Origin of the sequence: Acidiphilium sp. AL, assembly GCF_025499445.1 — a bacterium.
Classification (GTDB): domain Bacteria; phylum Pseudomonadota; class Alphaproteobacteria; order Acetobacterales; family Acetobacteraceae; genus Acidiphilium; species Acidiphilium iwatense.
The window spans coordinates 155,000-180,697 of sequence record NZ_JAIMBZ010000003.1; the positions used below are offsets into that span (position 1 = coordinate 155,000).

Here is a 25,698-nt window from a genome sequence, read left to right on the forward strand (position 1 = left end):
CTATTTGCAAACTCTACTCCGGCGGCCATTCAGCGGCGTTTCGCTGCGCTCCGGCGCTCACGCACTCAAGTGCGCTCCGCTCCGGTGCTCGCGAGACATCACCGACTGACTCGCCGGAGCGAGTTTCCAAACAGACTTTTGGGCGTCTGAATCCCACCGAAATCCCCGCGCCGCCGACGATCAACGCTGCCGCCCCGATAATCGTCACGCTCAATGGCGTCCGCCCGACCGCGACCAGCAGCGCGGTCGATAGCAGCGGTGCTGCATAGGACAGCGTGCCGAGCAGCGCGAGGTCGCCGCGCTTGGTCGCGTGGTCCCAGAAAAAAAAAGCAAGCCCGACCGGCCCCACCCCGAGGGCAATCATCGCGACCGCCTGACCCGTGCTCGGAATGACCGTTTGCTCCACCGCGAGATGAACCAGCAGCGCGGCGAACGCCACGGCGCCGCATATCCCGGCGATCAATTCGCTCGGCACCGCCCTGATCCGCTGATTCGCGACCGAATATCCCGCCCAGACAAAAGCCGCCGCGAACGCACAGCCATAACCCAGCGCCGATCCATTGCCCGCAAGCCCGGTGCCACTAAGCAATATCAGCACCGTGCCCGCCAGCCCCAGCGCCGCCCCGGCGACATGGCGCGCGTGCAGCCGCCCTCCCGGCAGAAAAGCCGCGAACACGACGATCAATAGCGGCCAGAGATAACAGATCAAGCTCGCCTGCGCCGCCGGCGCATGGTCGAGCGCGGTGAAATACAGCGCGTGATAGGTGAAAATGCCGGCGAACCCGAGCGCCCAGGCCCGCACCGGCTGGCGCAGCCGCCCCAGCCTTCGGCGCACCACAAGCACAACCATGCCGGCCGCGAAAGCGACGCCGAAACTCAGCACCAGCGTTTCGAACGGCGGAATCCCCCGCGTGCTCGCCGCAAGCAGCGCCAAGGTGGACCACAACAGGATCGCCAGCCCGCCGATCGCCGTCGCCTTTGAGCGTTCGGAATTGACCGGATTGAAGCTTCGGATCGTCATGGCGACCGCTTAAGCCACTCACGCAGACACGTCTTGTCCGATGCTGTCCAAAAACGACGCGAATCGACAAATCAGGCTGAGGCAATTCGACGCGCGACAGCGGGTGTAATGCCCCGAACATCGCGCATCCGGCGCGTCAGAGCGCTCTGATCGGCGTGGCCGGACATCACGGCAATCTCTGCGATCGGCAATGATGTCGAACACAACAAGGCCCGCGCAAAATCGAGCCGCAGCCTCATCAATTCTTCGCGCGGCGTCGAGCCGAACCGGGCGTGGAACAGGGCATGGAGTCGTCGTTCGCCGAGTCCCGCTGCCGCCGCGATCTCCGCCGTGGTGCAACGCTTCTCGAGGTTGGCGCGCATGAATTTGAACGCGCGTGCGATGGCTCGGCCGCCCGAATCCACCGGGCTGGTTTCGAGACCGAACAGCGCATCGACCAGCAGGGTTGCCCATGGGCGAGCGAACATATCGGGCAACGGAACGTGAAGATCGGAATGTTGAGCCGAATTGTCCTGTCTTGCCCGGACATATCCCAGAAGATGCGCGATCGCGGATGGTATCGGGAAGAAGGCGCCGCGCTCCGGCACAATGGCGATATCGTCCATATCGACAACGATGAAACGGTCGCCCGGTTCGGCATGAAACACGTGGCGCTGGCCGGCGGCGATCAGCGCACCATGCCCAGCATCCACCTTACCACCGCGAGAGCCAATCTCGATGTCCATGGTTCCGGCAAACGGCAGGACGATCTGATCGAAAGAATGGATATGCTGCCCCGGAAGCCGCTCATAACGCCGAATCGAAACCGTCATCGGGCACCCGTGAAATTTTGGAGGTCACGCCGCGAGCGCCGCCTTCGCCGCGCGATATTCGGCGATCAGCCGCTCGATCCGCACCCGAGCCGGCACCACCGCATCCACCGCGCCGATCCCCTGGCCGGAACCCCAGATATCCTTCCACGCTTTTGCCTTGGCGCCGTCGTGGAAATTCATCGCCGAGGCATCGCTGGCCGGCAGATTATCCGGGTCGAGCCCGGCGGCGACCACGCTGGGCCGCAAATAATTGCCATGCACCCCGGTGAACAGATTGGTATAGACGATGTCCCCGGCGCTGCCATCGACGATCGCCTGCTTGTAGGAGGCCGAGGCATTGGCCTCCTCGGTCGCGATGAACGCCGAGCCGATATAGGCGAAATCCGCCCCCATCGCCTCCGCCGCCAGAACCGCCCGCCCGGTGGCGATCGCGCCCGACAACGCCACCGGCCCGTCGAACCACGAGCGGATCTCCTGGATCAGCGCGAACGGCGAAATCACCCCGGCATGACCGCCCGCCCCGGCGGCAACCGCGACCAACCCATCCGCGCCCTTCTCGATCGCCTTATGCGCGAAGAAATCATTGATGATGTCGTGCATCACGATGCCGCCATAGGAATGCACCGCCGCGTTCACCTCGGGTCGCGCACCGAGCGAGGTGATCACCAGCGGCGCCTTGTACTTCACGCACAGCGCCAGATCGTGCTCCAGCCGCGCGTTCGAGCGATGCACGATCTGGTTCACCGCGAATGGCGCCGATGGCGTCTCGGGATGCGCCGCGTCCCAGGCGGCGAGCGCCTCGGTGATTTCGGCCAGCCATTCGTCCAGCATGGTTTCCGGCCGCGCGTTCAGCGCCGGAAACGAACCGACGATACCGCTGGTGCATTGGGCGATCACCAGCTTCGGGTTGGAAACGATGAACAGCGGCGAGCCGATCGCCGGAATCGCGAGGCGGTTGCGCAGGACGGATGGAACGGTCATGCAATGCTTCTGCCGACCCTTTCCCTATGCGTCAACTGGTGCCGATCAGAATGCCCACCCCGAATACGATCGCCCCTCCCAGCGCCACCTGCAGCGCCGCCTGTAGCGGCGGCGTCTCCATATAGCGCGTCCTGATCCACGAAATCACGCCGAGTTCGACCACCACCACGGCAAAGGCCACGCTCATCGCGGTCCAGAAATTCGGGATCAAAAACGGCAGCGTATGACCGAGTCCGCCGAGCGTGGTCATCGCCCCGGTAATCACCCCGCGAATCACCGGCGAGCCCCGCCCGGTCAGGCTGCCATCATCCGACAAGGCCTCGGCGAAAGCCATTGAAATCCCAGCCCCCAGCGATGCGGCTATGCCGACGATGAACGCTTCCCACGGCTTGCCGGTGGCGAAAGCGGCGGCGAAAACCGGAGCAAGGGTCGAAACCGAACCATCCATCAGCCCGGCAAGGCCCGGCTGGACATAGCGGAGCACGAAGTTGCGCTCGGCCGAGGCATCCTCCTTGCTGCGCACCGTCTCGGGCAGGTTTTCCTCGGTCAGCCGGTCGGCGATCCGCCCGTGGCCCTGCTCGGCCTCGGCCAGATCGCCGAGCAGCTTGCGGATCGCGACATCCGAGGTCCGGCTCGCCGCCAGACGGTAGAAATTCGCGGTCTCGGCTTCCATGCTTTCGGCAAGCTTGCGGACATCCCTGATGCTCGGCTTGGGCAATTGCCACACGGTCTTGCGATGCAGGAAGCCGCGCACGTCGTGGCGGCGGATCAGTGGGATATGATCGCCGAATTTCTCCTGAAACATGTCGATCAGGCAGCGCCGGTGTTCGCTCTCCTCCGCGGCCATCTCGAAGAATACCTTGGCGGATGCCGGATAGTCCGCGTGCAGGCTTTCCGCGATGTCGGTATAGATGCGGCCATCCTCCTCCTCCGCGCCGATCGCGAGGGCCAGGATTTCGCGTTCCGAAAGTTCCGAGAAATTGCGCATGGCCCCGAAATGGCGCGGCGGCCGGCATTGGTCAAGATTTTGGTTTTATTTGATATTTATTTGCAATTAGGTGCCCCGACAAGACGCTGTCGTCGCGCGGAGAGTCGCGCGACGGCGTGCATTCGCACGTCACCCGCGGGCGCGATCCATCGTCGCACAACCCGGACAATCCCTGCACTTGCACCAACTCGTAAACCCTGCATGATTCCGCGTCATGAGCGCAACAATGCCCCTGTTCGACAAGACATCGTGCCCCTGCTTTTCGGGATTGAGGCGGGTGCGCTGCTGTGGCCTCGATCCCGCTGGCCTACCCGACCCCGCGAACCACGCGGTGCTCGATCCCTTGATGGAAAAGGCGCGCACCGCCCGCACCGAGGGCCGCAACCGGGAAGCCGAGCGCCATGTCCTGCAAATCCTCGATCTCGCGCCACATCATCGCGACGCGCTGCGCCTGCTCTTCGAACTCCGCCGCGCGGAAGGCCGCCTCGCCGCGGCCGAGGCGCTGATCAAGCGCATCGCCTCGCTCGATCCGCCGGCGGTGCTCGCGCATGTCCAGCACGCGCAACTCCTGGTCAATCAGGGCCGCCACGCCGAAGCGGAGACGCCGGCCCGCCTTGCCTTACAGCTCGCGCCGCGCGATCCGACGGTGAACCATTTGCTCGGCATCATCTTCACCGAGACCGGCAAACTCCAAGCAGGCGAACGGCATTACCGCATGGCGCTCGGCTTCGCCGATCAGCGCGACCCGGCGCTGATCGGCAACCTTGCCTGGAACATGAAACAGCAAGGCCGGCTCGACGAAGCCGCCTCGCTCTACGAAGCGGCCTTCGCCCTCAAGCGGGACAATCCGCGCGGTCTGGCGGGGTACGCCCAGGTCCAGGCGGCGCGCCTGCGCCTCGACGAGGCGGAAGCCCTGCTGGCCGAGGCGGCGGCGCTCGCGCCGGCGGACCGGATGATCGCCCTGCTCGGTGTCCTGGTCCGGCTGCATCGCGACGATCCGGCCGATGCCCTGGCTCGGATCGAGGCCGTCGCGGCGTCGATCGCGCCGCAGAGCCTGGTCGCCACCGAGTTCGCCGCCAAGGGTCAGGCGCTGGAGCGGCTCGGCCGGTTCGACGACGCCTTCGCCGCCTATCAGGCCGCCAGAACCTTCCAGCGCGAGCGCGCCGGCCGGCAGTTCGATCCGGCCCCGATCGAAGCCCGACTCGCCCAGGTCAAAACCACCTTCATCTCCGATCGGCTTTCCGCCCTGCCGCGTCCGGCGCCGATCGCCGGTGCGCCGGCACCCGTTTTTCTGCTCGGCACACCGCGTTCGGGAACCTCGCTGCTGGAACAGATGCTGATCCAGATGCCGGGAATTGATCCCGCCGATACGCGCGGCCCGCTGCCCGATCTCGCCCGGCTGCTGCCCGCCCTGATCGCTGGCCTCGGCGGCCCGGAGAAGAAATTTCCCGAGGCCCTGGTCGAAACCACGGCGGGCGAACAGCGCGACGCCCTGCCCATGCTCGCGCAGCGCTACCTCGCCACGCTGCGCGGCAGCGCCACGATCGGCGCTGACTCGCGGTTCGTCACCGATCGCGGCGCCGAGCTGCCCTGGCTGATCGGCTTCGCCGCCGCCCTGTTCCCCGACGCGCCGGTGATCCATGTGCTGCGCCATCCGCTCGATGTCGTGCTGTCCGGCTTCGCGCAGGACAAGCTGTACGAGGGCAATGCCGGGGTCACGCTGGCCAGCCTCGCCCGGCTCTACGACGCCCAGATGCAGGCGATCGCCCAGGTGCGCGGCCAGACCACCCTGCGCTACCTGCCGATCCGCTACGAAGACATGGTGCGCGACCCGGCGGCGGCCCTCGGTCAGGTGCTGGATTTCCTCGCCGTCGCCGCCGATCCGGCGACGCTGCTCGCCGCCCCGCCGCGTGCGGTGCCGCGCGCGCCGGCTCACCGGGTACTTCAGCAGAAGCCGCACCGGCGCGGCCTGTACCGCCATCGCGGCTTCGGCGCGGTGTTCGACGAGGCGATGCCGATTCTGGCGCCCTGGATCGAGCGTCTCGGCTACGCCGCCCCCGAGAGGATCGCGGCATGAGCGGCGTTCAGGGCGTCAAGGTCACGCTCGGCGAGGTGCTGAGCGAAATCAGCGCCTTCGAGCGGGACGGCAAGCTCGAGGAAGCCGAGGATCTCGCCGAACGGGTGCTGCGCGCCGCACCCGAGCACCCGCACGTCCTGCATCTGTCGGGCATCGTCGCCTATCGGCGCGGCCGGATTCCTGTAGCGATCGAGCGGATGGAAAAATCCCTCGCGCTATCGCCCACCGTCGCGATCTATCCGCGCAACATGTGCGAGATTTATCGCGGCGCCGGCAGGCTGGACGATGCACTGCGCATGGCCCAGCGCGCCGTGGAACTCGCCCCGGAGGATAGCCGCGCGCATTTCAATCACGCGCTGATCCGTTACGAACGGCTTGAGCTGGACGACGCGCTGGCCGCCGCCGACCGGGCGCTCGAACTCGATGCCGAATTTCCCGAAGCGCATTTCGAGCGCGCGGAAGTGCTTCTCCTCGGCGGCCGGCTGGCCGAGGGCTGGGAAAGCTACGAATGGCGCTTCAAGCTCAAACAGGCCGAGGGCATGTTGCCCAAGACCGACAAGCCGCAGTGGGACGGATCGCCCGTGCCCGGAGGCCGTCTGCTGCTGGTCGCCGATCAGGGTTTCGGCGACTGTATCCAGTTCGGCCGCTATATTCCCTGGGTCGCCGAACGCGCGCCCAAGCCCGTGCTCGCCTGCAGCGGCGATCTGGTGCCGATCCTGCGGCAAATTCCGGGAATCGGCCGCATCGTGACGCGCTGGGAAGCGACCGGCGAGTTCGATGCCTATATCCCGCTTTCCGGCCTGCCGCGCCTGGCCGGCACGACCCTCGACACGATCCCGACGCCGATCCCCTATCTGCACCCCGATCCGGCCAAGATCGCCGGCTGGAAGCAGCGGCTCGACGCTCTCACCCCGCGCGGCAAACGCCGCGTCGGTCTGGTCTGGGCCGGCAGGCCGACCCACAAGAACGACCGCAAACGGACCGTCAAGCTCAGCCAGTTCGCGCCTTTGTTCGCCCGGCCCGATCTCGCCATCGTCACCGTGCAGAAAGGCGACCGGATCGACGAGGTCGGCGGCTATTTCGGCCCGGCCCCGCTGGTCAATCTCGGCCCCAGCATCGTCGATTTCACCGATACGCTGGCGATCCTGCAAAGTCTTGACCTGCTGGTCACCATCGATACCTCGGTCGCTCATCTGGCTGGCGCGTCGGGGCGCCCGACCTCGCTCATCCTGCCGCATGCGCCGGACTGGCGCTGGCTGCTCGGGCGCGACGACACGCCCTGGTACCCATCGATCAGGTTATATCGCCAGCAGCGCGCCTATGACTGGTCCGGCGTGGTGGAACGTCTCGTCGCGGATATCTAGATCCGCCCGATGCGCCTGTTTTTCTATGGCACATTGACCGATCCGGCCGCACTCGGTCCTTGCGCGGGCAAACCCCTGAAAATCGTGCCGCAAGCCGCGCGGCTCGAAGGCCGTGCGCGGGTCCGACTGCGCCTTGCGTCCTACCCCACGCTGCGCCGGGCGCGCGGCGCGGTGATCGACGGCGTCGTGATCGAGGTGGATGCCGCGATGCTCGCCCATCTCAAAGCCTATGAAAGCGTGCGCTACCGGCTTATCCTGATCCGGGTTGCGATCGGCAGTCGCCGTTGCATGGCCCATTGCTTCATCGGCGACGCCGCGAGCCGGGTTCCGTGGCGACCCAGTACCGACGATAAATCGATGACCCTGCGTTCAAAGGCTTTCTGACCATGCGCAAGCTTATCGCCCTGGCTGTCGGGCTGGTCGTCGTGGCGTTCGCGATATTTTTGCTCCTGCCAGGCACCACCAAGTCCGGCCTCGTTTTTTATTCCCCGCTTCGCGGCGCACCCGCCATCGTAAAATCCTTCACCCGCAAGACCGGGATTCCGGTCCGTCTCGTCACGGCCGAGCGGGGTCACCCGCGCTGGTCCCTCGCCTGGGTCAATACCGCCGGCAGACCGATCTCGCCTCAGTTCGCCGGTCAACCCGCCGCCGTCTTCGTCGTGCCGGGCACGACAACCTTCCCGCCGCCCGCGCGCTGGGCCGATCTCTCGGCACCTGCCTATCGCGGCACGATCGGCATGGCGGACCCTTCTGTCTCGGTCAGCGATTATCCGGTGCTCGCCGCCATGCTGGACAGTGCAGGCGGCTGGCCCGCAGGCAAGGGATTCATCGCAACCCTGCAACGGAACGGCCTGCACATCTACGCCACCGATCGCGCGACCCTCGCCGCCCTGCGCAGCGGTGCGATCCAGCTCGCCATCGTTCGACCCGACGCGGCAGCCATCTATGCCGGGACAATCGACAAATCTCTCCGCGTGATTGTTCCGCGACCGGCCTACGCTATCCAGACCACGATCGTCATGGCCAAAACCCTGACCGGCCAGCACCGCGCGGCCGCCGAAAAATTGATTGCCTATGTCAATTCCGCCGCGCCCTCCAAGCCTCTCATAACATCAACCCCCACCCGCCGACCCGCAATCGCTGCGTGGTTTGTCAAAACCATCATGGGATCGGGGCCGCAATCATAATAATATCAATTTCGATATAATATCAACATGGATAGTCTCGAAACAGATTTTTTGTTTCACGTGAAACAAACGTTAAAATTATTAACGTATATTTAGTTTATGCTGCCTGCCGTGGGGGCTTGCGCCCCAATCGGTCGCAAGCGATAAAGGATTAACGAATGGTGCCGGCTCCTGGCCCGGCGCGCGAGGAGGAAACATGAGCAATCCGGCGGTTCATTATGATGTAATCGATGGTATCGCGGTAATCGCGATCGACAATCCCCCGGTCAACGCACTCGGCCATGCGGTCCGCCATGGCCTGATCGCCGCCCTCGATCGCGCCGAAGCCGACAGCGCGGTCAAAGCCATCGTTCTCGGCTGCAAGGGCCGCACCTTCTCGGCCGGCGCGGACATCACCGAATTCGGCAAACCGCCGCGCGATCCCGGCCTTCACGAGGTGATCGAGCGGTTCGACAATTCCACCAAACCCATCGTCGCCGCCCTGTTCGGCACGACGCTCGGCGGCGGGCTGGAACTCTCGCTCGGCTGTCATTTCCGGGTCGCGACGGCGGATGCGAAAATGGGTCTGCCCGAAGTCAAGCTCGGCCTGCTCCCCGGCGCCGGGGGCACCCAGCGCCTGCCGCGCCTGATCGGCCCGGAAAAAGCCGTCGCCGCCATCGTTTCAGGCAAAATGATCGGCGCCAAAGCCGCCCATGCCGACGGGCTGATCGACGCGATCGTCGCCGACCCGATTCCTGGCGCCATCGACTTCGCAAAAACCATGCTGACGGATGGCCGCAAACTGGTCCGAGTCCGCGACCGGAGCGAAAAAATCACCGCCGCGAAGGCCGATCCGTCCAGCTTCGACAAGGCCGCGAGCGAGGCCACCAAACGTCTTGCGGGCGTCGAGGCGCCCGCCGCCTGCGTGCAATCGGTGCGCAACGCTTTCACCCTTCCGTTCGAGGACGGGCTGGCCGCCGAACGCGGCATGTTCATGAAACTGGTGATGGGTGACCAGTCGCGCGCGCAGCGCCACGTTTTCTTCGCCGAACGCGAGGCGCAGAAAATCCCCGGAATGCTCCCCGAAGTGAAAGCCGCGAAAATCTCCCGCGCCGTGGTGATCGGCGGCGGCACCATGGGCGGCGGCATCGCGATGAATTTCGCCAATGCCGGCATTCCCGTCACCATCATCGAAACCGACGAGCAGGCTCTCACCCGCGGGCTCGACCGGGTGCGCCAGACCTATGACGTGTCGGTCAAGCGCGGCGCACTGCCGGAAGGCGCCACCGAAACGCGCATGGCGCTGTTTTCCGGCACGACCGATTGGGCACGCATCGCCGAGGCGGATATCGTCATCGAGGCGGTATTCGAGGATATGGACCTGAAAAAACGGATTTTCGAGAAACTCGATGCCCATGCCCGGCAAGGTGCACTGCTTGCCACCAACACCTCTACCCTCGATGTCGATGCGATCGCGCAATCGACAAAGCGGCCCGCCGACGTGCTGGGGATGCATTTCTTTTCGCCCGCCAATGTGATGAAATTGCTGGAAATCGTGCGCGGCAAGGCCACCTCGCATCAGGCGATCGCGACGGCCATCGGCATCGGCAAGACCATGGGCAAGGTGCCCGTGGTGGTCGGCAATTGCGACGGCTTCGTCGGCAACCGGATGCTGGCGCGCCGCACCACCGAATGCGAGCGGCTGATGCTGGAGGGCGCGTTGCCGCAGCAAATCGATGCCGTGGTGACCAGGTTCGGCTTCCCGATGGGACCGTTCGCGATGGGCGACCTGGCCGGACTCGATGTCGGCTGGCGCATCCGCAAGCATCGCGGCGTCACCGCGCCGATCTCGGATGCGTTGTGCGAACAGGGCCGCTTCGGCCAGAAGACCGGGCGCGGCTACTATATTTATGAAAACGGTAGCCGCACGCCGGCGCCGGACCCCGAGGTCGAAACCCTCATCGTCGAGACCGCCGCTCGGCTTGGGATAATGCGGCGTCAGATCGACGACGATGAAATTCTCGAACGCATGACCTATCCGATGATCAACGAAGCCGCGCGCATCCTGGAGGAAGGCATCGCGATCCGTCCCTCCGATATCGATGTCGTCTGGGTCTATGGCTATGGCTGGCCGGTGTGGCGCGGCGGGCCATGTTTCCACGCCGATCTTGTGGGATTGAGCAAGATCGCCGAACGGCTTGACCATTATGCCAAGGCCACCGGCGATGCCGGACTCGCACCGTCCGCATTGCTGCGGCAGCTTGCCGGCGAAAGCAAGGGATTTGCCGATTTCGGCAAGGCGGCGAAGGTAGCGGCCGAATGAGCCGGCGTCCGTTCCCCTGGGAGCGGAACTATCCTCCGGGTCTTGCCTGGGACGTTACGATTCCGCGCGAGACCATTCCGGCGATGATCGCGCGGACCATTGAAACCTACGGCCCGGAGCCGGCGCTGGACTATCGCGGCCACAAGATCAGCTTTTCGCTCCTTGGCGTTGCGATCGATGAAGTTGCCAAAGGGTTGATCACGCTCGGGTTGCGGCGCGGTGACCGTATCGCGCTCTATCTGCCGAACTCGCCGGGGCATCCGTTCAGTTTTTTTGGCGCACTCACGGCGGGGCTGGTCGTGGTGCATCTCTCGCCACTCGATGCCGAACGCGAACTTGTCCATAAACTGCATGATTCCGGTGCCCGCACCCTGGTTTGTACCAATATCGGACCGATGCTCGGCATGGCGCGGAAACTGCTCGACACCGGCCATATCGACCGGATCATCGTCGGCGACGATGCACAATTCGGGCCGATTCCGGGCATGCCGCATCCGCCGATTCCTACGAATGATTCACGCATCATCACGATACAGGCGCTGCGGGAAGCCGGGCGCATTTCGGATACATTACTTCCAGACATCGATTCCGATGATCTGGCGCTTCTGCAATATACCGGCGGCACCACGGGACTTCCGAAAGGGGCGATGCATACGCACGCGACCTTGCGTGCCTCGGTCGCGATCTATCAGGCGTTCATCGACGGCCAGGGACGCTTCGTGCCGGGCGAAAGACTGCGCGCGATCTGCATGCTGCCGCTGTTTCACATCTATGCGCTGGTCGTGCTGTTGTTGTTGCAGCTTTCGCGCGGCAGCGAATTGCTGCTTCGGCTGAAATTCGACCCCGAGACCACTTTGCGCGACATCGAAGTCAACAAGGCGAGCTATTTCCCCGGCGTGCCGACGATGTGGATCGCGCTCGCCAATATCGCCGATCTCGATAGACGCGACCTCTCGTCGTTGAAACTGGTGGGTTCCGGCGGCGCCCCCCTGCCGGTGGAAATCGGCCAGCGTTTTGAGCGTTTGACGGGAATGCGGCTCGGCGGCGGCTGGGGCATGACCGAGACCGCCTCGGCCGGAACCGGCAATCTGCTCGACGGTATTTTCAAGCTCGGCTCGGCGGGAATGCCGCTGCCGGGGATCGAGCTGGATGTGGTTTCGCTCGACGATCCCTCCCGCATTCTGCCCTATGGCGAAACCGGCGAAATCCGCATCAAAGCGCCCAACGTGTTCAAGGGCTACTGGAACAATCCCGAGGAAACCGCGCGCAGTTTCGCCGACGGGCATTTCCTGACCGGCGATATCGGCTGGATCGACGACGATGGCATGGTGTTCCTGGTCGATCGCAAGAAAGACATGATCCTGTCCGGCGGGTTCAACGTCTATCCGACCGTCATCGAATCCGCGATCTATGAACACCCGGATGTCGCGGAGGTCATCGTGGTCGGCATCCCCGATGATTATCGCGGGCAGTCGGCCAAAGCTTTCGTGAGCTTGAAGCCTGATGCCCCTGAATTCACTTTTGAATCGCTCCGCGATTTTCTCGCCGACAAGCTTGGCAAGCACGAAATGCCGGCCGCGCTGGAATTCCGCGACGCGCTCCCGAAAACCTCGGTGGGCAAATTCTCACGCAAGGAGCTTGCCGCCGAGGAGGCCGCGAAGAGCACCTATAAACGCGCCGTCAGTTAGGAAAATCCCATGGTCGAAGCCGTCATCGTCTCAACCGCCCGCACGCCGATCGGCAAGGCGTTTCGCGGCGCGTTCAACATCACGCCGGGCCCGACCCTCGGTGCCCACGCGATGCGCCACGCGATGGAGCGCGCGCAGCTCGACCCGCGCGAAATCGAGGACGTGGTCATGGGCTGTGCGACACCCGAAGGCACCACCGGCGGCAATATCGCACGCCTTGCCGCCGTGCGCGCGGGAATTTCGGTCGATGCGGCGGCAATGACGGTCAATCGGTTCTGCTCGTCGGGTCTGCAGGCGATCGCGCTCGCGGCGCATGAAATCGTCGTCGAAGGCGTGCCGGTGGTCCTTGCTGGCGGTCTTGAATGTATCAGCCAGACATCGAACCCGATCGGCGGCGAGCGCAGCATCGATCCCTGGCTGCGCGAGCACAAGCCCGACATCTACATGCCGATGATCGAAACCGCCGACATCGTCGCCGCACGCTACGACGTGACCCGCGCGATGCAGGACGAATATGCGCTGGAAAGCCAGCGCCGCACCGCCGCCGGCCAGCAGGCGGGACGGTTCGACGCCGAGATCGTGCCGGTGACCACGACGAAAGCTGTGGAGAACAAGGAGACCAAGGCGATCACCCACGAGGAAGTAACGCTTCGTCAGGATGAGGGCAACCGGCCCGACACGACTCTCGAAGGGCTCGCCAAACTCAAGCCGGTCCGTGGCGAGGACAAGTTCATCACTGCCGGCAACGCGAGCCAATTGTCCGATGGCGCCTCGGCCTGCGTCGTCATGTCGGACAAGGAAGCGGGGAAACGTGGGCTGCCGCTGCTGGGCGTGTTTCGCGGTTTTGCGGTTGCCGGCTGCGAGCCCGATGAAATGGGTATCGGGCCGGTGTTTGCAATCCCGCGTTTGCTCAAACGCCAAGGCTTGAAGATCGAAGATATCGATCTGTGGGAGCTGAACGAGGCTTTCGCCAGCCAGGTGGTTTATTGCCGGGACCGCTTGGGGATTCCGCACGAAAAGTTGAATGTCGACGGCGGATCAATTTCAATCGGTCATCCCTATGGCATGAGCGGAGCGCGGATGACCGGCCATGCATTGATCGAAGGCAAGCGCCGGGGCGCGAAATACGTGGTGGTCACAATGTGCATCGGCGGTGGTCAGGGCGCTGCCGGGTTGTTCGAGATCGTTTGAGGATCAGATCATGGAACTCAGTTTTTCATCTGAAGAACTCGCCTTTCGCGACGAGGTTCGCGCGTTCATTCGCGATAATCTGCCGCGCGACGTGCAGCAGCGGATGATCGAAGGCCGCGAGATTGGCAAGCAGGATATCGTCGACTGGCAACGCAAGCTGAACGCGAAAGGCTGGGCGGTGCCGCATTGGCCGCGTGCCTGGGGCGGGCAGAATTGGAGCCCGGTGCATGAATATATCCTGATCGACGAGTTGCAATCGGCACCGGCGCCCCAGCCTTTGCCGTTCAACGTCTCCATGGTCGGGCCGGTGATCGCCACCTTCGGCAGCGATGAACAGAAAAAGACGTTTTTGCCGGGAACCGCCAATCTGGATATCTGGTGGTGCCAGGGATTTTCCGAGCCGGGTGCTGGTTCCGATCTGGCGGGACTGAAAACCACGGCCCGGCGCGAGGGCGATTTCTACGTCATCAACGGCCAGAAAACCTGGACCACGCTCGCGCAATATGCCGATTGGATTTTCGTGCTCGCACGCACCAATCCGCAGGCGGCGAAGAAGCAGGAAGGAATTTCCTTCATTCTTGTCGATATGAAAACGCCGGGGATTACCGTGCGGCCGATCCAGTTGATCGATGGCGGGCATGAGGTCAACGAAGTCTGGTTCGACGAGGTGAAGGTGCCGGCAGAGAATCTGGTCGGCGAGGAAAACAAGGGGTGGGATTATGCCAAGTTCCTGCTCGGCAACGAACGGACCAGCATCGCGCGGGTGGGCGTTTCCAAGCAGCGCCTGCGGCGTGTGCGGGAGCTGGCGGCAAAGGAGCGCGCGGGCGATGCGCGCCTGCTCGACGCGCCGTGGTTTCGCGAAAAGCTGGCTGGAATCGAGATCGATCTGAAGGCGCTGGAAATCACCCAGTTGCGCGTCCTGGCCGAGGCGCGCAAGAGCGGCAAGCATGGCGCGCCCGATCCCAAATCGTCGATCCTGAAAATCAAGGGGTCGGAAATTCAGCAGGCAACGACAGAACTGCTGATGGATGTGGTGGGACCGCTGGCGATGCCGTATCAGCGTTCGACCGATGCGGAGGATGACGGCAATGCCACCCCGATCGGGCCAGACGACGCGGCCTACGCGGCGCCGACCTATTTCAACTGGCGGAAAATTTCGATCTATGGCGGATCGAACGAGATTCAGCGGAATATCATTGCAAAAGCGATACTTGGATTTTGAGGAGCTAGAAAATGGATTTCGATTTCACCGACGAACAGCGCCTGCTGCGCGACAGCGTTGCAAAACTTTTCGCCAATCGCTACGGCGATTTCGAGAAGCGCAACGGCTACGCGAAGCAGCCCGATGGATTCGACCGCGCGATCTGGACGGAATATGCCGAGGTGGGATTGCTGGCGCTGCCGTTCGACGAAAAACACGGCGGGTTTGGCGGCGGGCCGGTCGAGACCATGATTGTCATGGAGGAAATCGGCAAAAACCTTGCGCTGGAGCCCTATCTGCCGAGCGTGGTGTTTGCCGGGGCAATTCTGCGCCATGGCGCTTCCGATGCGGTCAAGGATGAGATCATTCCGAAAATCGCCGCCGGCGAGGCGATAATCGCGGTTGCACATACCGAGCGGCAATCACGCTATGATCTGAACGATGTCACCACCACCGCGCGGCGCGACGGCGACGGTTACGTGATCGAAGGCGATAAGACCGTGGTGATCGGCGGGAATTCGGCGGATTATCTGATCGTCAGTGCGCGGATGTCGGGCGCACGGCGGGACCGTGACGGTATCGCGCTGTTTCTGGTCGACGCCAAGGCGGAAGGGGTGTCGCGGCGCGGCTATGCGATGCAGGATGGGCTGCACGGCGCGGAAGTGTCGCTTGCCAATGTGCGGGTACCGGCCTCAAGGCGGGTGGGCAATCTCCCGGTACTGGAACGCGCGGCGGATGAGGCGATCGCCGCCGTTTGTGCCGAGGCGGTGGGAGTGATGGAAGCGCTGATCGCGATGACCGTCGATTACATGAAAACCCGCAAGCAGTTCGGCGTGGCGATTTCGGTGTTTCAGGCGTTGCAGCACCGTGCGGTGGATATGTATGTCGCCGCCGAACAGGCGCGCAGCATGGCGATTTTCGCGGCGTTGTCGGCGGCGAGCGATGATGCGAAAGAACGTGGCGAAGCCATGGCGATGGCGAAATCCGCCATCGGCAAAGCCGCGCGTTTCGTCGGCCAGCAGGCGATCCAGCTCCATGGCGGCATCGGCATGACCATGGAATACAAGGCGGGGCATTTGTTCAAGCGGTTGACCATGATCGACCTGCAATTCGGCGACGCGGATCATCATTTGCGGCGGCTTGCGGCTTAACAGGCACCTCGGCCATCTTGCGCCTACTCGGCGGCGATGGCCGGTCTCGCCTGAAGGCGGCGCAATGCGCGGTCGATCCACTGGGCGGTGAGTTTTTCCGCAAGCCGATTTTGCCCGAGCCGGTCGGCGAGAACGCCGAAATCGACCGAATCCAGCGCCTGATCCTGATTGAAGCAGGAAAATACGACGCGGCGCGCGCCGGTGACCGGATCGGCCTGGAGTTGCAGGCACTGGGCGCAGACTTCCTTCATCATGCACTGCATCGGCGAGTTGATCGAACCGATCGCCGAATGATGCGGCGCGAGGTAGGGTGCCAGAATCCCGTGCCGGGCCGCACCGACGGCTTGCATCATCCGGTCCGAGCCGATCGCGATGACATGGTGGCAGTCGGCGAGTGGAACACCCTGCTCGCCGAGGGCGTCGCTTCCGTATGCGACCATCGCCTGAACGATGTTGCCGACGAAAGCGCGATCCTGCTTCCGGTTTGGAATAAATCCCGGTGCCTCGTCGCAGCACCAGACGATCGTATCGGCCGCACGCTCGATCTCCTCGACCCGATAGCGATCGGCAAGTTTCTTGTAGCCGGCGAAATACAGCACGCGCGATCCGGCTGCGCGCAAGGCAGCGCCGATCGAAACCAGCACCGCATTGCCGAGCCCGCCGCCCACCAGGGCGACAGTGGAATCCGGCAGGATCTCGGTGGGCGTTCCGGTCGGTCCCATCAGCACGACGGGTTCGCCCGGACGGAGCTGCGCACAGAGATCGGACGATCCGCCCATTTCCAACGCGATGATCGAGACGAGTCCGGCGGCGGGATCGGCGCCGGCGCCGGTCATCGCCAAGCCTTCCATCGCCAGAACGGTACGGAGACCCGGTTCGTCCAGCGTGGGAGCAAGGGTTTCGAAATTCTGCAACCGGAAGAACTGGCCGGGCCGGAACGCGCGAGAAGCCGCCGGCGCGCGCACGACGACTTCGACGATCATCGGGGTCAGGCGGTTCACCGCATGGACCGTGGCCCGCAACCCATCGCGCGCGACGGCAAGAATATCCTCGTCGGTAGCGGGAGCCCGTGCGTTCATCAGCGCCGAGACGATCGGGTAGCCGCGCTTGGCACTGCCCATCGCCCGCACGACATTGCCGAAAAACGACGGGTGAAGATCGCCGAAAAAACTGATCATCCGGCCATCCGGCGCGCGATGGATCAGCACATGCGTCTCATGTGGCTTGGCCGCGGCGCGTTCGGGAATCACCGGATTGCCCGCCGCATCGATCGCCTGGAAATAACGCCCTTCCAGCTTGATCCGGCCGTCCTCGCGCGCGAGCACCGTGTTGGGCTGGGTGCCGGCCGCGACCAGGATGGCGCGTGCCGGCAGCACGGTTTCGCCCGCCGCCCCGCGCAGCCGCAATCCCGTGGCGTGGCCGAAATCGTCGATCTCGACGGCAACCGGCGCCAGCCCTTCGGCGAACCGCACACCCTCTTCCATCGCCTTCGCGACTTCCTCGTGGTTGAGCGTGTAGCTCGGCGCATCGGTCAACCGGCGGCGATAGGCGATGGTCGCACCGCCCCAACCGTCGAGCATCGGCGCGAAACGCGGCGCGCGGCCCTCGCGTTCCGCCGCAGCACGCTCTTCGGCCAGCGCGTCGGCGTGTGCGAGGAATTCCTCGGCGATTTCGGTATCCTCGGCGGACCAGCCGGCGCGCACGCGTTCCGCACCGCGTTCGGCGGCGAGGATTCGGTACCGCAGCGCGAATTTCTCGACCTGACGGACGTAATAGGCGAGGCTTTCGGTCGCTGTATCGATTGCCGTGAGGCCGCCGCCCACCACGACGACCGGCAGGCGCAATTGCAGATTGGCGATCGAGGAGGGTTTCGCGGCCCCGGTCAGTTGCAGCGCCATCAGGAAGTCGGATGCCTGGCGCACGCCGCGCGCCAGGCCATTCGGAATGTCGAGCACGGTCGGTCGACCGGCGCCCATGCTCAACGCGATGTGGTCGAAGCCCATCGCCCAGGCATCGTCGAGCGACAGCGTGCCGCCGCCGCCGAACCGCACGCCGCCGAACGCGGCGAAACGCTGGCGGCGTTCCAACAGGATGCGGATCAGTTTCAGGTAGTTCTTGTCCCAGCGCACGGTGATGCCGTATTCCGCCACGCCGCCGAATCCGGCCATCACCCGGTCGTCCAGGTTTTCGAACAGCGTGGCGGCATCGCGGATCGGCGTTGCCGGATCGAACGGCAGAGGCTCAATCTTCAGACCATCTACCGCGACGACGCGATGGCCGTCGTTGAGCAGATGATGCGCGAGGGTAAATCCGGCCGGCCCGAGTCCGACGATCAGGGCCGAGCGGCCGGTGTCGGGTTTCTCGACCGGCCGACGAATATCGAGCGGATTCCACCGGGTCAGCAGCGCGTAGATCTCGAAACCCCAGGACAAAGCCAGCACATCGCGCAGAATGTTGCTTTCGGCCTGCGGGATATCGACCGGTTCCTGTTTCTGATAGATGCACGCCTTCATGCAGTCGTTGCAAATCCGGTGACCGGTGGCCGCGACCATCGGATTGTCGATGATGATGGTCGCGAAGGCGCCGAGCAGCATGCCTTCGGCACGCAACTGGTGCATTTCGCTGATCCGCTCTTCCAGCGGGCAGCCGGCGAGCGAAACGCCGAACGGCGAGGACTGGAATGCGCCGGTCTTGCGATCCTTCAGCCCCTGCGAGCAGCTATCCTTGCCCTGGGCATGGCACCAGATGCAGTAATTCATCTGATCGAGCGCCTGCGCGGTGGTCATGCCGGCGTCGGTGAGGGTGAATCCGTCGCGTGCGCGCCATCCGGCTTCGGGCAGGCGAAGCATGGTCACCCCGTCCCGCTCGATTGTTTCGACTGGCACCAGATGCGCCGGATCGATCCGATGCGGGGTGCGGAACAGCACGTCATCCGCGTGGGCGGCACGCCCATCCCCGGTCAGAGTCGCCCATGCGGCATAGCGCCTGGCGAGATCGAGCGCGTCGGCATCGCCCGCCGCTTCCCAATCGAGCACGGCCCTGGCGAAATTAGTTTCGGTAAATGGCGTGATTCCGTGAGCCTGTAGCGCCGCCTGCAAGCCGGGACCGTCGAACCCGGCGGGATCGGGATAGGACTTCACCGCCTGACGCTGGACGAAATTGCGCTTGACCGTATGAACCGGCGCGCGTGCCTCCGTGACCGCCCGGATCGTCGCGATTTCGTCCTCGATGCCGAACATTTCGCCCAGCATGGCTTCAAGGTGCGGCGCGAGCGCAATGACCAGTTCCGCCTCGGCCTTGCGTTCGAGGTGGTCGGGAATGGCCCGCGCGCTCATCAGCGCGGCGTGAAGCGAAGGATCGGCGATTTCCAGCCGTTTCACGAAGTCACGATCAAGCTGGACCAGCGCGGTCCGGTCGGCCAGAGTCCCTGATTCTACCATCACCGATCGAGCATTATCCGTCTGGGTCATCGGAAAGACTTGCCACAGCGCGCACCTCGCGGACAAGCGCTGCCTCACGGGTCAGATTGGCATAAGGCGCACAGGAAGCTATGCGCAAGCCATGAGTGCCATCAAGGTCGAGCGATTAACCAAGCGGTTCGGAACGGTCACGGCGGTGGACGGAATCGGCTTCACGGTTCCGCGCGGGGCGACCGTGGGTCTGCTGGGCGGCAACGGCGCCGGCAAAACCACCACGATTTCCATGCTTCTCGGCATTTTGGTGCCCGATTCCGGTAGATATCGAAGCGCTTGGGCACGACATGGCGCGCGATCGGTTCGCGGCGCTGGCGCGCATGAACTATTCGTCGCCCTATGTGGCGCTGCCGATGCGCCTGACGGTTGCGGAAAACCTCGCCGTTTACGGTCATCTCTATAATGTGCCGAAGCTCAGGCACCGGATCGCCGAACTCGCGCATGAGTTCGATCTCGAAACCCTGCTCAAGCGCCGCGCTGGTGCCCTTTCGGCCGGTCAGAAAACCCGTGTCGCCCTGGCCAAGGCACTCATCAACCGGCCCGAGCTTCTGCTGCTTGACGAACCAACCGCAAGCCTCGATCCCGATACCGCGGATTACGTGCGCGGCCGGCTCGAAGCCTATCGCGCGGAAAGCGGCGCGGCGATCCTGCTCGCCTCGCACAACATGGCCGAGGTCGAACGACTGTGTTCGGACGTGCTGATGATGAAGCAGGGAAAAATCGTCGATCGCGGCGCGCCGGATGCGTTGATCGCCCGCTATGGACGGGACGATCTGGAACAGGTGTTTCTCGCCATCGCCCGTGCCGGGAAAGCGGCGTGAGCGCGCCCGGACTCCGCCGGGTCTGGGGGCTGATATACCGGCATCTCTGCCTGTATCGCCGATCCTGGCCACGGCTGCTGGAACTCGCCTATTGGCCGACCCTGGAATTGCTGATCTGGGGCTTTACCGCGCAATTCGTGATCCATGGCCAGACCAGCATGCCGGTGAAGGCGGGAGGCGCGCTGATCGGCGGCGTGCTGCTCTGGGAAGTCGCACTGCGCGCGCAGATGGGGGTCACGATTTCGTTCCTGGAGGAAATCTGGTCGCGCAATCTCGGTCACGTGTTCGTCAGCCCGCTGCGCCCACGGGAGCTGATCTTTGCCCTGTTGGGGGTCTCGGTCATGCGCACGGTGATCGGCCTTGCGCCGGCGACCGCGATCGCCTTTCTGCTCTATGCCTTCAACCTGTTCGCGCTCGGCCCCGCTCTACTGCTATTTTTTCTCAATCTTTTACTGATGGGATGGTGGATGTCGCTGGGTGTCATCGCCCTGCTGTTCCGCTATGGCGCTTCGGCGGAGGCCCTGGCATGGACGCTGGCTTTCGGCGTCACGCCGATTGCCTGCGTGTTCTACCCCGTTTCGGTGCTTCCGGTCTGGCTGCGGCCAGTCGCCCAGATATTGCCTGCATCACATATATTTGGCGGAATGCGCTCGGTTTTATACCATAACGCCATGAACTGGCCGCAGCTCGCGGCTGCCTTTTGCCTCAACCTCATCTGGATGGTCGGAGCGACCCTGGTTTTTGCAGCGCAGTTCCGCGCCGCGCGGGTCAACGGCGCATTGATTTCCATCGGCGAATAGGGATTTCTGTAATCCATGTACGATCCCGATACGACGACGCGGTTCTGGCTCATCCGCCACGCCTTGGTTGCTCCTGAATCCCTCTCGATCCTCTACGGCACGCTGGACGTGCCGCTTTGTGCCGCGACCAGGGCAGCCGACGCACCGCGTTATGCTGCGATCGCAGCCCGGTTGCCGCGCGATGCCGTCTGGCTGGTCACGCCGCTCTCGCGCACGCGCCTGACCGCCGATTCCATCATGGAGGCCGGATACGGCGCGATCAGCACCGATGTCGAACCGGCACTGATCGAGCAGGATTTCGGCGCGTGGCAGGGACTGCCGATGCGCGATTTCGTCAATCGGCCGAGCCAGCATCCGTTCTGGCCGGTGGGCGGCGACGAAGAACCACCGGACGGCGAAACATTCGCCGCCATGCGCGATCGGGTCGGCGATGCCCTGGAACGTCTGGCCAAGGTTCACGCCGGACGGAACATCATTGCGATTTCCCATGGCGGAGCGATTCGCGCAGCGATTGCCCATGCGCTCGATTTAAGCGCACACCAGGCGCTCAGCCTGGCAGTGGATAATCTGTCGATCACCCGGATCGAGCGCCACCGTCACGCCTGGCGATTCGTGTCGCTGAATGAACAAATATCCATTTGAATCAATTGAATTCATGGACCAAATAAATTGTGCAAGCAACAAAGCGGAGGTTCTCGATGGCTGAAAAGAATGGGCGAAGGAATCATTCGGCATTGAAAATCAGGAATCTGGGCATCGCCGCCATTTTGCTTGCGGCTCCGTTGGCGGCGTGCGCCAACAATGGCAATAGTTCGAACGGCGCCCAGGAATTGGTGGATCGCTCCACCCTGACCGTCGAGACCATGCTTGGCAACGGCTCGGCCCAGGCCAACCAAGCCACGCAATTCCTTCGCCGGGCCAAGGCGGTCGTGGTCTGCCCACGGATCTTCAAGGCCGGCTTCTTCATCGGCGGCGAAGGCGGCGATTGCGTCCTGGTATCCCGCGCGGCCAGCGGTTCGTGGTCCGACCCGGCCTTCTACAGCATGGGCAGCGGCAGCTTCGGACTGCAGATCGGCGTGCAGGACGCCGAGGTCGTGATGTTGCTGATGAACGATACCGCGCTCAACGCCTTCCTGAACAGCCAGTTCAAGGTTGGCGCCGATGCGGGAATTTCGGTGGCGACGATCGGTGCGGGCGTCGGCGGTTCGACCGGCACCGCGCTGGGCGCGGATATTGTCACCTTTTCCAAGGCGCGCGGGCTTTATGGCGGCATTTCGTTGTCCGGATCAGTGTTCTCGAACGATGCAGCGCTGGATCAGCAATATTATGGCCAGCTCATCGACCCCAGGCAAATTGTTGTAAACATGTCTGTCAATAATGCAGGTGCGAATCCGTTGCGGGCGATGCTGGCCAAATTTGGCGGATAGTTCTTTGCGAGCTTGAACCGGCGCGATAGATTGCGCTCATGCCGCAATCTGTCGACGCACCGTTCTGGCAAAAGAAGCGTCTCGATGAGATGAACGAGGCTGAATGGGAGTCCTTATGCGACGGGTGCGGGCGCTGCTGCCTGCACAAATTGCGCGACGAGGATACCGGCAGCCTCGAATTCACCAATGTCGCCTGCCGGATGCTCGACCTGGCATCGTGCCGGTGCCGCGACTATCCGAATCGCAGGCGTGAGGTTCCCGACTGCGTCGCCCTCACGCCTGGTTCCCTCGCCGAAATCGACTGGCTGCCGCCCTCCTGCGCCTATCGCCTGATCGCGGAGGGGCGCGACCTGCCCGACTGGCATCCCCTCGTCACCGGCGATCGCCGGAGCACGCACCGGGCCGGGGCCTCGATCGCCGGCCGCGCGGTGAGCGAACGCGACGCGGGGCCGCTGGAGCACCATGTGGTGGAATGGCCCTCGCGCTGGCCCCGGCGGCGAACTCGATGAGCCCGAATTTCGACCTCCACGAAGAATCGGTCATCATTGGTGGACGCGCCGCCTCGGTGCGATGGCGGCGCAGCCAGCGCGCCCGGCGCGTCGCCCTGAAAATCGATCCTCAGGGTGGCGAAATCGTGATCACTCTCCCGCCGCGCGGCTCGAGACGTGCCGGACTGGCACTTCTGCGGGGGCATGAGGACTGGGTGGCGGCCAAGCTCGCCGCACTGCCCGCGCCGATGCGGCTTGCCGACGGAGAAATGATCCCGGTTTGCGGGACGCCCCGGACCATCATCCATGATCCTGTCATGCGTGGCGGGACGGTTATCGCGGCGTCGATCATCCGGGTCACCGGGCAGAAGGAGTTCCTGGCCCGCCGCGTGCGCGATGCGCTGCGCGAATTCGCCCATGAGCGGTTTTCCCAGCGTGCCCACGAGACGGCCGCGAAGATCGGAGTTCGGCCCCGCCGGGTCCGGGTGAAGGATACGACATCCCGCTGGGGAAGTTGCGCGCCGGATGGCACGCTGATGTTCTCGTGGCGATTGATCATGGCCCCGGATTTCGTTCAGGATTATGTGATCGCTCATGAGGTCGCGCATCTTCGCTATTTGAACCACGGGTCCGCCTTCTGGGACTTGACCAATCGCCTCACGCCGTATCGCGCCGCCGCGACCAGTTGGCTCAGTACCCACGGCCCCGGTTTGTTGCGAATTTCCTGAACCCGGCCCACATCCGTCCCACCCTGAAATAGCGAGAAAAAAATCCCCTCATGAAAGCGGTCGCCTTTACCCATTCCCTTCCGATCACGGCAGAAGAGTCTCTGGTGGACGTCGATCTGCCCGAGCCGACCCCGCGGCGCCACGACGTTCTCGTCGAAGTGCGCGCGGTTGCGGTCAACCCGGTCGATACCAAGATCAGGCGCCGCAACGAACCCCTGGGCGAACCCCGGATTCTCGGCTTCGACGCGGCCGGAATCGTGCGTCAGGTCGGCTCGAGCGTGACCCAGTTCGGCGTCGGGGACGAGGTCTATTACGCCGGCGCGGTCGATCGTTCCGGGAGCAATGCACAATACCAGATCGTCGACGAACGTCTCATCGCCCGCAAACCGAGATCCCTCTCCTTCGCCGAGGCGGCGGCACTGCCGCTGACCACGCTGACATCATGGGAGATGCTGTTCGATCGGTTTGCCATCCCGCGCGACCGGACCCGTGGCGACACGCTTCTCATCGTTGGCGGCGGCGGCGGCGTGGGGTCGATGGCGATCCAGCTCGCTGCCCATCTGACCGGGCTTACGGTGGTCGCCACGGCGTCCCGGCCGGAGACTCGGGCATGGTGTTCCGCGCTCGGTGCGCACCACGTCATCGATCATCATCGCGACATCGCCGCCCAGATCCTGGCCTGCGAGGTCGCGCCGCCGGCGTATATTTTCTGTACCAACCATGTCGAAAGCCATTGGCGCGCCCTTTGCCGGACCTTGGCTCCCGAAGGTCATATCGGTCTGATCGAGACCACACCGCCGCTCGATCTTCATGAGCTGTTCAACAAATCCGCCTCGATCCACACCGAATCGATGTTTGCGCGGTCCCTGCACCAGACGCCGCGGATGAACGAGCAGCACCAAATCCTTCAGGCGGTCAGCCGGCTGATCGATCAAGGCGTTCTGCGCACCACGCTGACTGAGAATTACGGGTCGATCAACGCGGCAAATCTGCGCCGCGCCCATGCGGCGATCGAATCCGGCCACACCCATGGAAAGATCGTGCTGGAGGGGTTCTGATTTCGTGATCGTGCTGGCCAGCGCCTCGGCGACGCGGCGCGACATGCTTCTGCGCGCAGGCGTGCCGATCGAGACCGCGCCGGCAATGATCGACGAGGCCGGCATGAAGGAATCGGCCAAGGCGGACAGGCTGAAAGCAGGCGAACTGGCCCTGATGCTCGCCGAGACGAAGGCCTCGCGCATGTCCGCCCGCCGGCCCGAGGCCCTGGTCATCGGCGCAGACCAGGTTCTGGATTGCGAGGGTGAGTGGTTCGACAAGCCACGCGACGTTGCGCAGGCCGGTGTTCATATCCACCGCCTGCGCGGCCGGTCGCATCGCCTGGAAACCGCCGTGGTCTGCATGCGAGGCGGCGCGGTAATCTGGCATCACGCGGAAGCGCCGCGCCTTTCGATGCGAGCGGTTTCGGATGCGTTCATCGCCGATTATCTGGCCAGTGAAGGCGAAGCCCTGCTCGGCTCGGTCGGAGCCTATCGGCTGGAAGGGCTCGGTATTCAGTTGTTCGACCGGATCGAGGGGGATTTCTTCACGATTCTCGGCCTGCCGCTGTTGCCCCTGCTCGGCTTTTTACGACAAGCGGGCGAAATTCAACCGTGATCGGTCTCCGGCGGTAATTCCGGGGCCGGATTCGATTGTGGCGGAAGCGGTTCGACACCCCGCGGCGCTGCTGGAACCATCATCGCCTCCAATGCGGCAACGCGGGCGGCCAGCAATTCGGTCTCGGCCCGCGCCTTGGCGGCCAATTCGGCCATCGCCTCGAATTCCTCGCGGCGCACGACATCGAGCTTACGGATTGCCTCGTCGATCCGAGCGCGGATCAGTGCGGCCATCTCGTCGCGCAAACCGCTGAATGCGGACAATGCACCGCCCGCCACCCCCGCCAGATCGTCGAAAAATCTCGGTCGTTCGGTCATGATGAATCTCTCCCAGTGATGACGGATC

General features: G+C 63.9%; 22 protein-coding genes and 1 pseudogene. 17 read left to right on the forward strand and 6 right to left on the reverse strand.

Annotated features, from left to right (window positions below; all coding sequences use genetic code 11):
• Positions 1-13: 13 nt before the first annotated feature.
• The 4 genes from AiwAL_RS03665 to mbfA all read right to left on the reverse strand — a co-directional run bounded on the left by AiwAL_RS03665 (position 14) and on the right by mbfA (position 3,802).
• Positions 14-1,021 (reverse strand): DMT family transporter, encoded by a 1,008-nt coding sequence (locus AiwAL_RS03665; RefSeq protein WP_262312143.1) that lies wholly within the window; start codon positions 1,019-1,021, stop codon positions 14-16.
• Between the two features lie 71 nt (positions 1,022-1,092).
• Positions 1,093-1,833 carry an AraC family transcriptional regulator gene (locus tag AiwAL_RS03670; RefSeq protein ID WP_235703152.1) on the reverse strand — a complete coding sequence of 247 codons (741 nt, stop codon included), beginning with the start codon at positions 1,831-1,833 and terminating at the stop codon, positions 1,093-1,095.
• 24 nt (positions 1,834-1,857) lie between these two features.
• Positions 1,858-2,814 carry a nitronate monooxygenase family protein gene (locus AiwAL_RS03675; protein ID WP_235703151.1) on the reverse strand — a complete coding sequence of 319 codons (957 nt, stop codon included), beginning with the start codon at positions 2,812-2,814 and terminating at the stop codon, positions 1,858-1,860.
• Positions 2,815-2,845: 31 nt separating this feature from the next.
• Positions 2,846-3,802 (reverse strand): iron exporter MbfA, encoded by a 957-nt coding sequence (gene mbfA / locus AiwAL_RS03680; RefSeq protein ID WP_235703150.1) that lies wholly within the window; start codon positions 3,800-3,802, stop codon positions 2,846-2,848.
• Between the two features lie 214 nt (positions 3,803-4,016).
• Here mbfA and AiwAL_RS03685 point away from each other — a divergent pair, with 214 nt between their 5' ends.
• The 9 genes from AiwAL_RS03685 (at position 4,017) to AiwAL_RS03725 (ending at position 15,963) form a co-directional block, all read left to right on the forward strand.
• Positions 4,017-5,879 carry a tetratricopeptide repeat-containing sulfotransferase family protein gene (locus AiwAL_RS03685; RefSeq protein ID WP_262312144.1) on the forward strand — a complete coding sequence of 621 codons (1,863 nt, stop codon included), beginning with the start codon at positions 4,017-4,019 and terminating at the stop codon, positions 5,877-5,879.
• Positions 5,876-7,243, forward strand: a complete 1,368-nt coding sequence (locus AiwAL_RS03690) for a tetratricopeptide repeat protein (RefSeq protein WP_235703148.1) — start codon at positions 5,876-5,878, stop codon at positions 7,241-7,243. Before AiwAL_RS03685 ends, AiwAL_RS03690 begins: the two co-directional genes overlap by 4 nt.
• 9 nt (positions 7,244-7,252) lie before the next feature.
• Complete coding sequence (locus tag AiwAL_RS03695) at positions 7,253-7,627, forward strand: gamma-glutamylcyclotransferase family protein (protein WP_262312145.1); 375 nt, start codon at positions 7,253-7,255, stop codon at positions 7,625-7,627.
• 2 nt (positions 7,628-7,629) lie between these two features.
• A complete protein-coding gene (locus AiwAL_RS03700; RefSeq protein WP_235703146.1) occupies positions 7,630-8,430 on the forward strand; it encodes an ABC transporter substrate-binding protein in 801 nt (266 codons plus the stop codon).
• A 196-nt stretch (positions 8,431-8,626) separates the two neighbouring features.
• Positions 8,627-10,732 carry a 3-hydroxyacyl-CoA dehydrogenase NAD-binding domain-containing protein gene (locus AiwAL_RS03705; protein WP_262312146.1) on the forward strand — a complete coding sequence of 702 codons (2,106 nt, stop codon included), beginning with the start codon at positions 8,627-8,629 and terminating at the stop codon, positions 10,730-10,732.
• Entirely contained in the window at positions 10,729-12,420 is a 1,692-nt protein-coding gene (locus AiwAL_RS03710) for an AMP-binding protein (protein ID WP_262312147.1), read from the forward strand. The genes AiwAL_RS03705 and AiwAL_RS03710 overlap by 4 nt, the downstream gene beginning before the upstream one ends.
• 9 nt (positions 12,421-12,429) lie before the next feature.
• Positions 12,430-13,611 carry an acetyl-CoA C-acyltransferase gene (locus tag AiwAL_RS03715; RefSeq protein WP_262312148.1) on the forward strand — a complete coding sequence of 394 codons (1,182 nt, stop codon included), beginning with the start codon at positions 12,430-12,432 and terminating at the stop codon, positions 13,609-13,611.
• Positions 13,612-13,621: 10 nt separating this feature from the next.
• The gene (pimC, locus tag AiwAL_RS03720; protein WP_235703142.1) at positions 13,622-14,833 is read left to right on the forward strand and encodes a pimeloyl-CoA dehydrogenase large subunit; all 1,212 of its coding nucleotides are present in this window, start codon (positions 13,622-13,624) and stop codon (positions 14,831-14,833) included.
• An 11-nt stretch (positions 14,834-14,844) separates the two neighbouring features.
• On the forward strand, positions 14,845-15,963 hold the full coding sequence (locus AiwAL_RS03725) for an acyl-CoA dehydrogenase family protein (protein WP_235703141.1): 1,119 nt from the start codon (positions 14,845-14,847) through the stop codon (positions 15,961-15,963).
• Between the two features lie 23 nt (positions 15,964-15,986).
• Here AiwAL_RS03725 and AiwAL_RS03730 read toward each other — a convergent pair whose 3' ends face one another.
• A complete protein-coding gene (locus AiwAL_RS03730; RefSeq protein ID WP_262312168.1) occupies positions 15,987-19,403 on the reverse strand; it encodes an FAD-dependent oxidoreductase in 3,417 nt (1,138 codons plus the stop codon).
• Between the two features lie 121 nt (positions 19,404-19,524).
• Between AiwAL_RS03730 and AiwAL_RS03735 the strand changes: the two are divergent.
• The 8 genes and pseudogenes from AiwAL_RS03735 (at position 19,525) to AiwAL_RS03770 (ending at position 25,353) form a co-directional block, all read left to right on the forward strand.
• Positions 19,525-20,257: pseudogene (locus AiwAL_RS03735) on the forward strand (ABC transporter ATP-binding protein).
• Complete coding sequence (locus tag AiwAL_RS03740) at positions 20,254-21,057, forward strand: ABC transporter permease (protein WP_235703139.1); 804 nt, start codon at positions 20,254-20,256, stop codon at positions 21,055-21,057. Before AiwAL_RS03735 ends, AiwAL_RS03740 begins: the two are co-directional and overlap by 4 nt.
• A gap of 15 nt (positions 21,058-21,072) precedes the next feature.
• Complete coding sequence (locus tag AiwAL_RS03745) at positions 21,073-21,699, forward strand: histidine phosphatase family protein (RefSeq protein WP_235703138.1); 627 nt, start codon at positions 21,073-21,075, stop codon at positions 21,697-21,699.
• Positions 21,700-21,755: 56 nt separating this feature from the next.
• Complete coding sequence (locus AiwAL_RS03750) at positions 21,756-22,484, forward strand: lipid-binding SYLF domain-containing protein (protein WP_235703137.1); 729 nt, start codon at positions 21,756-21,758, stop codon at positions 22,482-22,484.
• Positions 22,485-22,522: 38 nt separating this feature from the next.
• Complete coding sequence (locus AiwAL_RS03755) at positions 22,523-22,993, forward strand: YcgN family cysteine cluster protein (RefSeq protein WP_235703136.1); 471 nt, start codon at positions 22,523-22,525, stop codon at positions 22,991-22,993.
• On the forward strand, positions 22,957-23,700 hold the full coding sequence (locus tag AiwAL_RS03760; protein WP_262312149.1) for a M48 family metallopeptidase: 744 nt from the start codon (positions 22,957-22,959) through the stop codon (positions 23,698-23,700). Before AiwAL_RS03755 ends, AiwAL_RS03760 begins: the two co-directional genes overlap by 37 nt.
• Positions 23,701-23,750: 50 nt before the next feature.
• Positions 23,751-24,758: a zinc-binding alcohol dehydrogenase family protein gene (locus AiwAL_RS03765; protein ID WP_235703134.1), complete on the forward strand. Its 1,008-nt coding sequence runs from the start codon at positions 23,751-23,753 to the stop codon at positions 24,756-24,758.
• A gap of 4 nt (positions 24,759-24,762) precedes the next feature.
• Entirely contained in the window at positions 24,763-25,353 is a 591-nt protein-coding gene (locus AiwAL_RS03770; RefSeq protein WP_262312150.1) for a nucleoside triphosphate pyrophosphatase, read from the forward strand.
• Here AiwAL_RS03770 and AiwAL_RS03775 read toward each other — a convergent pair.
• Positions 25,344-25,670, reverse strand: a complete 327-nt coding sequence (locus AiwAL_RS03775) for an accessory factor UbiK family protein (protein WP_235703133.1) — start codon at positions 25,668-25,670, stop codon at positions 25,344-25,346. The genes AiwAL_RS03770 and AiwAL_RS03775 overlap by 10 nt on opposite strands.
• Between the last annotated feature and the right edge of the window lie 28 nt (positions 25,671-25,698).